The organism is uncultured Frigoribacterium sp. (assembly GCF_963515265.1).
In the GTDB taxonomy this organism is placed as follows: domain Bacteria; phylum Actinomycetota; class Actinomycetes; order Actinomycetales; family Microbacteriaceae; genus Frigoribacterium.
Map to the genome: position 1 here is coordinate 1 of NZ_CAUPYL010000099.1, position 9,062 is coordinate 9,062.

Annotated in this window: 7 protein-coding genes and 1 tRNA gene; 3 read left to right on the plus strand and 5 right to left on the minus strand. The window is 71.5% G+C overall.

Annotated features, from left to right (window positions below):
* Positions 1-189: 189 nt before the first annotated feature.
* The 3 genes from gltX to RWM17_RS09190 all read left to right on the plus strand — a co-directional run bounded on the left by gltX (position 190) and on the right by RWM17_RS09190 (position 2,770).
* Positions 190-1,680 (plus strand): glutamate--tRNA ligase, encoded by a 1,491-nt coding sequence (gltX, locus tag RWM17_RS09180; RefSeq protein ID WP_314102956.1) that lies wholly within the window; start codon positions 190-192, stop codon positions 1,678-1,680.
* A complete protein-coding gene (locus RWM17_RS09185) occupies positions 1,677-2,645 on the plus strand; it encodes an NAD(P)/FAD-dependent oxidoreductase (RefSeq protein WP_314102959.1) in 969 nt (322 codons plus the stop codon). The genes gltX and RWM17_RS09185 overlap by 4 nt, the downstream gene beginning before the upstream one ends.
* A 53-nt stretch (positions 2,646-2,698) precedes the next feature.
* Positions 2,699-2,770, plus strand: a tRNA-Gln gene (locus RWM17_RS09190).
* A 528-nt stretch (positions 2,771-3,298) separates the two neighbouring features.
* Here the strand turns inward: RWM17_RS09190 and purL are convergent.
* The 5 genes from purL to RWM17_RS09215 form a co-directional block, all read right to left on the minus strand.
* A complete protein-coding gene (purL, locus tag RWM17_RS09195) occupies positions 3,299-5,611 on the minus strand; it encodes a phosphoribosylformylglycinamidine synthase subunit PurL (RefSeq protein ID WP_314102970.1) in 2,313 nt (770 codons plus the stop codon).
* Between the two features lie 26 nt (positions 5,612-5,637).
* Positions 5,638-6,333 (minus strand): phosphoribosylformylglycinamidine synthase subunit PurQ, encoded by a 696-nt coding sequence (gene purQ / locus RWM17_RS09200; RefSeq protein ID WP_314102961.1) that lies wholly within the window; start codon positions 6,331-6,333, stop codon positions 5,638-5,640.
* On the minus strand, positions 6,333-6,614 hold the full coding sequence (gene purS, locus RWM17_RS09205) for a phosphoribosylformylglycinamidine synthase subunit PurS (RefSeq protein ID WP_314102964.1): 282 nt from the start codon (positions 6,612-6,614) through the stop codon (positions 6,333-6,335). The genes purQ and purS overlap by 1 nt, the downstream gene beginning before the upstream one ends.
* 318 nt (positions 6,615-6,932) lie before the next feature.
* Entirely contained in the window at positions 6,933-8,279 is a 1,347-nt protein-coding gene (locus RWM17_RS09210; RefSeq protein ID WP_314102966.1) for an acyltransferase, read from the minus strand.
* Between the two features lie 218 nt (positions 8,280-8,497).
* Positions 8,498-8,947, minus strand: coding sequence for a Rid family detoxifying hydrolase (locus RWM17_RS09215; protein ID WP_314102968.1), 450 nt, complete (start codon positions 8,945-8,947; stop codon positions 8,498-8,500).
* Positions 8,948-9,062 lie beyond the last annotated feature (115 nt).

Below are 9,062 nucleotides of genomic sequence, written 5' to 3' on the forward strand. Positions count from 1 at the left end.
ATGGTACTGCAAGGGGGACCTTGTGGGAGAGTAGGACACCGCCGGACTCCTTTTACAGAAGAGCCCCTCCACTGGAGGGGCTCTTCTTGTTTAACCCGGTAGTGGTCAGCCGACGACGGACAGCCAGCAGGGGCAGGTCGCTGAGAGCGGGCCCCGAGAAGCGGGGCTGCGCCGGTAGGATCGTGACCGATGTCTGCTCCCTTCTCCACCGCCTCCGGCGCCGATGTGCGCGTGCGGTTCTGCCCCTCTCCCACCGGGACTCCTCACGTGGGTCTCATCCGCACTGCCCTGTTCAACTGGGCGTACGCGAGGCACCACGGCGGCACGCTCGTGTTCCGCATCGAGGACACCGACGCCAGTCGCGACAGCGAGGAGAGCTACGAGCAGATCCTCGACGGCCTGCGCTGGCTCAAGCTCGACTGGGACGAGGGCGTCGACGTCGGCGGGCCGCATTCGCCGTACCGGCAGTCGCTGCGCCACGACATCTACCGCGACATCATCGACAGGCTCCTCGAGCGCGGCCTGCTCTACGAGAGCTACGCGACGGGTGAGGAGATCGAGGCGCGCAACATCGCTGCCGGTCGAGACCCCAAGCAGGGCTACGACAACTTCGAGCGCGACCTCACGGACGAGCAGCGTGCGTCCTACAAGGAGGAGGGGCGTCAGCCGGCGCTCCGTCTGCGTGTGCCCGACCGCGACCTCAGCTTCGACGACCTGGTGCGTGGCGAGATCACGTTCCCCGCCGGCTCGTTCTCCGACTTCGTCGTGGTCCGTCCGAACGGCGTCCCGCTCTACACGTTCGTCAACCCCGTCGACGATGCTCTGATGGGCATCACCCACGTGCTGCGCGGCGAAGACCTGCTCTCGTCGACGCCTCGCCAGATCGCCCTGTACGAGGCGTTGGTCGAGCTCGGCGTCACGGAGTTCGTGCCGCGCTTCGGCCACCTGCCCTACGTGATGGGCGAGGGCAACAAGAAGCTGTCGAAGCGCGACCCTGCCTCGAACCTGTTCCACCACCGCGACCGCGGCTTCGTCCCCGAGGGCCTGGTCAACTACCTGTCGTTGCTCGGTTGGTCGCTGTCGCACGACCGTGACGTGTTCAGCCTCGACGAGATGGTCGCGGCCTTCGACGTGACGGACGTGAACCCCAATCCGGCTCGCTTCGACCTCAAGAAGGCGGAGTCGATCAACGGCGATCACATCCGCCTCCTCGAGGTCGGCGACTTCACGCAGCGCCTGCTGCCCTACCTCGACGGCGTCGTCAGCGACCCGCCGACCGAAGCGGAGGCCGCCGTGCTCGTCCAGGCCGCACCGCTCGTCCAGGAGCGCATGACGTTGCTCGGCGAGGCGAGGGGGATGCTGTCGTTCCTCTTCACGGCCGACGACGAGCTCGAGTACGAGGCCGACGCGACGGCCTCGCTGCCGGAGTCGTCCGCCGACGTGCTGCGCGCCTCCTCGGCTGCCCTCGACGGGGTGCAGGAATGGACCCATGCCGCGATCCAGGACGCGTTGAAGGCGGCGCTCGTCGACGACCTCGGCCTGAAGCCGCGGGTCGCCTACGGCCCGCTGCGCGTCGCGCTCTCGGGGCGGCGAGTGAGCCCGCCGCTGTTCGAGTCGATGGAGATCCTGGGTCGGGAGTCGACGCAGGCGCGCATCCGGCGCCTCCTCGAGCGATCATGACCGAGGTCGGTGTCGACGTGCCCCCTGCGGACGCGCGCTGGGACGTCGTCGTCGTCGGGGGAGGGCCGGCGGGGCTCAGCGCCGCGCTGAACCTCGTCCGCGCCCGGCGTCGCGTGCTGCTGGTCGACAGCAACCGCCCGCGCAACTCGGCGACCCTGCTGTCGCACGGGTACCTCACCCGCGACGGCATCTCTCCCCTCGAGCTGCGCAAGCTCGGCCGCGAGGAGTTCTTGTCGTACGAGGAGGGCGAGCACTGGCAGACGATGGCCACGAGCATCAGCCGCGGTGACGACGGGTTCGTGGTGGATTGCGAGTTCCGCGGGCAGCAGCGTCGCGCCCTGGCCGACGTGGTGCTGGTCGCCACCGGGCTGCAGGAGACGCTGCCGGCGATCGACGGGCTGCGCGCGTTCTACGGCACCTTCGTCCACAGCTGCATCGAGTGCGACGGCTACGGCAAGCGCGACCAGGCACTCGCCGTGATCGGCGAGCACCCCGACCTGGCCGAGCGCGCCCTGCTGCTGTCGCAGTGGAGCGACGACCTGGTCGTCTTCACGCACGGCTCCGCCGCCGCGGTGACCGATGCCGAGGAGGCGCAGCTCGCCTCCCGCGGGATCCGCGTCGACCGCCGTCCCATCGCGTCCCTGCAGGGCGGCCGCGAGGGGCTCACCGGAGTCGAGCTCGAGGGCGGCGAGGTCGTGCCGCGCGAGGGCGGTTTCGTCCGCCCCGCCTGGGCCGGCAAGCTCGAGTACGTCGCACCTCTCGGTGCCGACCTCGACGAGGACGGCCTGCTGGTCGTCGACGACCACGGGCGTACCTCGGTGCCGGGGCTCTACGCCGCCGGCGAGTCCACGGCCCCCGGGCCGCAGCAGCTCATCGTCGCGGCCGGCTCCGGGGCGCGAGTCGCCGCGGTGATCAACCGCGACCTGATCGGTGGCCTCGACGAGCTCGGAGATCGTGTACAGTAGACGCTGGCTCATCTGATGGGCCGCAGTGATGCAGACCTCGCGGTCGACGTCATTGGGGTATGGTGTAATTGGCAACACGACTGATTCTGGTTCAGTTGTTCTTGGTTCGAGTCCAGGTACCCCAGCAAATGCATCCCCTGTGTCCTCGTCGGACCGGGGGATTTGCTGTTCGTGCTCGTCTGGCCGCCTGCCGGCGGCTGCCGGGCTGCGCCCGGCGGGCCTTCGGCCGGCGGCGCTTCGCGCGCCTCCTTCGGCGATGTGGGCGGCGGCGCTTCGCGCGCTTCCTTCGGGCGTGGGACGAAAGCGAGACAGATCTGCACGCGGCGGCGGCGTGAGCCCCGTGAGTGTGGCTCGGGTGTGCCCGATCACTCTCAAATTTGAGAGTGATCGAGCGCGGGGACTCGGGCAGGAGGAGCGCACCGGGTTTCGTGCACTGCACCGGGACTAGACCGGGTGCACTGCACTAATGCGGGTGCTGTGTTCCCCTGATGCTGCAGCAGCAGCAGCAGTAGCAGCAGCGGGGGCGGCGGCGCTTCGCGCGCCTCCTTCGGCGACGTGGGTGGGGGCGGCGGCACTTCGTGCGCCGACGCGGGGTGGGGATGCACGAAGGCCCCTGCCGGTCGGCAGAGGCCTTCGGGCGGTACGGGCGGCGCCTACTGCGGGATGGTGGCTCCGAAGCGGGCCGGGAGCGTGCCGCGGTGCGTCGCGCGGAGCTCGTCGAGCGAGACCGTGAAGACGTCCTGGATCTCGAGCGACTGCGAGGACGCGTCCGTCACGCCGATGCGGGCGACGGGGTAGCCCCGGCCCTCGCACAGGCCGCGGAACTTGACGTCGTCCTCACGGGGCACCGACACGACCACACGACCGGTCGACTCCGTGAAGAGCGTCGCCGCCACGTCCAGGCCGTCGCGCTCGAGCAGCTCGCCCAGGTAGACGCGGGCGCCGACGCCGAAGCGCAGCACCGCCTCGGCCAGGGCCTGCGCGAGGCCGCCGTCGCTGAGGTCGTGCGCCGACGCGATGAGCGACTGGTCGGCACCGGCGGCGAGCAGCCCCGCGAGCTGCTTCTCAGCCCCGAGGTCGACGGCCGGCGGGCGTCCGCCGAGGTGGTCGTGCACGACGCCGGCCCAGGCGGAGCCGTCGAGCTCCAAGGAGGAGGTGCCGAGCAGGTAGATGTTGTCGCCGTCGTCCTGCCAGCCGGAGGGCACGCGCTTCGCGACGTCCTGGATCACGCCGAGGACGCCGACCACGGGGGTCGGGAAGATGGGCTTCGTGCCGGTCTGGTTGTAGAACGACACGTTGCCGCCCGTGACGGGGATCTCGAGCTCGAGGCAGGCGTCGGACAGGCCCTCGACGGCCTGCGAGAACTGCCACATGACCTCCGGGTCCTCCGGGCTGCCGAAGTTGAGGCAGTCGGTGACGGCGGCCGGCACGGCACCCGTGACGGCGACGTTCCGGTACGCCTCGGCGAGGGCCAGCCGGGCGCCCTGCTTCGGGTCGAGCTGGCACCAACGGCCGTTGGCGTCGGTCGCGATGGCGAAGCCGAGCCCCGACTCCTCGTCGACGCGGACCATGCCGCCGTCGTCGGGGAAGCTCAGGGCCGTGTTGCCGAGCACGTAGGTGTCGTACTGGTTCGTGACCCAGCTCTTGTCGGCCAAGTTGGGGGAGCCGAGCAGCTGCAGGAACTGGGCCCGCACCTCCTCGGGGTCGGTCGGACGCGGCAGGGTCGCCGCCGTGTCCGCCTGCAGGGCGTCGATCCAGGACGGGTAGGCGACGGGACGCTCGTAGACCGGGCCGTCGACCGCGACGGTGCGCGGGTCGACGTTGACGATCTCTTCCCCGTGCCAGTTGATGACCAGCCGGCCGGTGTCGGTGACCTCGCCGAGCACGCTCGTCTCGACGTCCCACTTCGCGGTGACCGCGAGGAACGCGTCGAGCTTGTCGGGGCTGACGACCGCCATCATCCGCTCCTGGCTCTCGCTCATCAGGATCTCCTCAGCGGTGAGCGAGGGGTCGCGGAGCAGCACGTCGTCGAGCTCGATGAACATGCCGCCGTCGCCGTTCGAGGCCAGCTCGGAGGTGGCGCAGCTGATGCCGGCCGCTCCGAGGTCCTGGATGCCCTCGACGAGCTCGCCGCGGAACAGCTCGAGACAGCACTCGATGAGCACCTTCTCGGCGAACGGGTCGCCCACCTGCACCGAGGGGCGCTTCGTCGGGCCGCCCGACGAGAACGTGTCGGAGGCGAGGATGGAGGCGCCGCCGATGCCGTCGCCGCCGGTGCGCGCCCCGAAGAGCACGACCTTGTTGCCCACGCCCTTGGCGTTGGCGAGGTGCAGGTCCTCGTGGCGGAGGACGCCGACCGCGAGCGCGTTGACCAGCGGGTTGCCCTGGTAGACGGCGTCGAAGTAGGTCTCGCCGCCGATGTTCGGCAGGCCGAGGCAGTTCGCGTAGAAGCTGATGCCCTGCACGACGCCGTCGACGACGCGCTGCGTGTCGGGGGCGTCGATCGCGCCGAACCGCAGCTGGTCCATCACCGCGACCGGACGGGCGCCCATGGAGATGATGTCGCGGACGATGCCGCCGACGCCGGTCGCGGCGCCCTGGAACGGCTCGATGTAGCTGGGGTGGTTGTGGGACTCGACCTTGAAGGTCACCGCCCAGCCGCCTCCCACGTCGACGACGCCGGCGTTCTCGCCCATGCCGACCATCAGGTCCTTCGTCATCGCCGGCGAGACCTTCTGGCCGAACTGGCGGAGGTAGATCTTGCTCGACTTGTAGGAGCAGTGCTCGCTCCACATCACCGAGTACATCGCCAGCTCGCCGCTCGTGGGGCGGCGGCCGAGGATCTCGCGGATCTGCGCGTACTCGTCGGCCTTGAGGCCGAGCGCCTCGTAGGGCTGGTGCTTGTCGGGCGTCGCGGCCGCGTCGGCGGTGGTGTCGGGCTTCGGGCCCTCGGGGCGGACGTCGATCAGCTCGGCGCGGTCGTTCTCGGTGCTCACTTGGACAGGGCCCTCTCGATGACGGACGTGAAGAACGTGAGGCCGTCGACGCCGCTCGACATCGCGTCGGGCATGTCGGGGCCGAAGCCGGGCTCGGTGGCGTGCTCGGGGTGGGGCATCAGGCCGACGACGTTGCCGCGGGCGTTCGAGACGCCGGCGATGTCGTCCATCGAGCCGTTGGGGTTGACACCGACGTAGCGGAAGGCGACCTGCCCCTCGCCCTCGATCCGCTTGATCGTCTCGTCGTCCGCGATGAACCGGCCGTCGGCGTTCTTGAGGGGGATCGTGATCTCCTGCCCCTCGGCGAAGCCGTTCGTCCAGTCGGTCGACGCGTTCTCGACGCGGAGGACCTGGTCGCGGCGGATGAACTGCTGGTGCGCGTTGCGGGTGTGGGCACCGGGGATGAGCCGCGCCTCCGCCAGCATCTGGAAGCCGTTGCAGATGCCGAGCACGGGCATGCCCGCGTTCGCCGCGTCGACGACCTCGGTCATGATGGGCGACAAGGAGGCGATGGCACCGGCGCGCAGGTAGTCGCCGTAGCTGAACCCGCCGGGCAGGATGATCGCCTCGACGCCCTGCAGGTCGTGGTCGCCGTGCCAGAGGGCGACGGGCTCGCCGCCCGCGAGGCGGACCGCGCGCTGGGCGTCGCGGTCGTCGAGCGAGCCGGGGAAGGTGACGACGCCGACGCGCATCAGACGGCGGGAGCGGCGTCGAGCACGGTGATGCTCACCACGTCTTCGATGACCGAGTTCGACAGCACGTCGTCGGCGAGGGTGCGCACGTCGGCGAGCACCGCCTCCGTCACCTCGCCCTCGACGGTCAGCTCGAAGCGCTTGCCGATGCGGACGTCGGTGAACTGCGCGCTCTCGGCGGGATCGTTCAGGCCGAGACGGGAGAGGGCACCGACCACGGCCTTGCCCTGGGGATCGAGCAGTTCAGCCTTGGGCATGACCTCGACGACGATTGTGGGCACGTTTCAACTCCTGCGGGCTGGCAGCGGGTGGACTCCGCGAGTCTATCGGGACGGTGCTGCCCGGCCGGGCGTCGGATGCCGTCCTCGCGCGGGGCCACCTGCCGGCCCGGCCGGTGTCGACGGGGATCAGCAGATCGGTAGGCGGCTCCCAGCGTCGTCATCGGATCGGGACGCACGATTGATCTCAGCAGCAGGAACAGGGCCTCGTGATCGGGTCCCCTGCCGCTCCGGTCGAGGGTTCCTGATCCGCCCGACACCGTAGGACGCCCGGCCGATCCCCCCGTCGGCCGGGCGTCACCCTTCTCTCCCCGCGGGCCCCTACGACGGTCGGGGTCGCACGCGGCCGAGCAGCCAGAGCGCCGCCGGCAGTGCCACGGCACCGGCGATCGCGTTCCGCAGGTCGAGGCCGTCGAGCATCACCGCGAACGGCGGCGCGACGACGAGCACGGCCGACACCGCGACGACGAGCGTGCTCGGGCGGCGGTGCCCCGAGGGCACGGGCCGCGGTGCCCCCTCGAGGCGTCCGACGACGAGCGACAGCGCGCACGCGAGGCCGAGCACGAGCAGCACGACGGGGATCCGCGTCCACCACCAGGCCGCCGACGCCGGCTCGGGCAGCGGCCCGCCCGTCGCGAGGACCAGGCCGGTGACGGCGATCAGCAGCGGCAGGTGCCAGAGGTAGATCGTCATGCCCCGGCTGCCCACCGCGAACACGACGGCCCGCGCGGCACGCGTCCGCATGAGCCGGGCCAGCGCGGGGTGCAGCAGCGTCAGCACGCAGATCTGCCCGACGCCGAGCACCATCAGCGGCACGGCCGGCGGGTTCAGGTTCGTCAGCATGTCGTCGGACCACGGGCCCACGGTCGTCAGCACCGGCAGCGACGCGGCGCAGGCGAGCGCGATGCCCGCCAGCAGGAGGCGCGGGGCGCGCCCGAACCAGCCGCTCGCGTACGCGAACCCCAGCTGCTGCACGAACAGCCACACGAACACGAGGTTGAGCAGGCCGACGTCGGTCACGAGCGTCGTGTACCGGACCGAGTCGACGAGCAGGGCCGCCGTCGCGAGCCCGACGAAGGTCGCCGCGGGTCGCGTGGCGTGCAGCCGGGCCATCACGGGCACGGCCACCTGCGTGATGCCGTACGCGGCGAGGAACCAGAGCGGGGTGCCGATGCCGGTGACGGCCGTGTCGAGCAGGGCCGGGTCGACCCCGAGCAGCGTGGCGACCGCCAGGGCGACGGCGAGCACCACGAAGAGCGCGGCGGCGGGACGGGCGAGGCGCAGGAGGCGACCGCGCACGAAGTCCGCACCGTCGCCTCCTCGTCGCTGCGTGCTCGCCCAGGCGGTCGCGCTCGCGAAGCCGCCGACGACGAAGAAGAGCGGCATGATCTGGCCGACCCAGGTCGAGAACGCGAACCACGGCTGCTGCTGCAGGGGCTGCGACGCGACGACCGCGCCGTCGGGGTCGCGGCCGACGCCGACCATCAGCACGTGGATGACGACCACGAGCAGCACGCAGACGACCCGGGCGAGGTCGACGACGAGGTCGCGGCCCGCCAGGGCGTCGGCGGGCGGAGCCGGGGAGGCGCCCGACGCGTCGGTGCTGCTCGGTGCGGCACCCGAGGTGCGGACCTGGCCGTGCGGGTGGCGCTCCGTCGACGTGCTCATCTCCGCACCGTAGCGAGGACCGGGGGCGGGCGGGGAGACCGGTCGGTGAATTCCTCCTCGGGGAGGACCCGGGCGCCCGCCGCCGAGCGCCGCGGAGTCGCTCGTTGCCCCGGAAAGGGACGTTCTGGACGGGGGCCCCGGGTCAGGTAGTCCCTTTCCGGGCAAGATTCTTCGGGACCGGGACCGGGGGCGGCCGCCGCGGCCGCCGCGGCCGCCGGTCAGCGGACGACGGCCCCCACGAACTCGATCTCGACCCGCGCGCCCTTCGGCAGCGCGCCGACCTGGTACGCGGCACGCGCCGGCAGCACGCCGCCGCCCGCGGAGAAGACCTCGGCGTAGACCTCGTTCACGACGGCGAAGTCGCCGATGTCGGCGAGCAGCACCGTCGTCTTGACGACGTGCGCGATGCCCGAGCCGGCCGCCTCGAGCACGGCGGCGCCGTTGCGGAGCGACTGGGCCGCCTCCTCGCGCACCCCCGGTCCCGCGAACTCGCCCGTCGCCGGGTCGATCGGCAGCTGGCCGGAGACGAAGACGAGGTCGCCGACGACGACGGCCTGCGAGTAGGCGCCCACGGCGGCGGGGGCGGCGTCGGTGTGCACGGCGCGGAGCGGGGAGCCGGGCCGTGCGTCGGCGCGGACGTCGGTGCGGGTGTCGTGTGCAGTGGTCATGTGCGTCCTCCCAGGACGGTCAGGGCCGCGTCGAGCGCGGCCGGGGTGGTGGTGGCGTGCACGCTGAGGCGCACGCGGTCGTCGCCGTGCACGGTCGCCGTGACCCCGGCTGCGT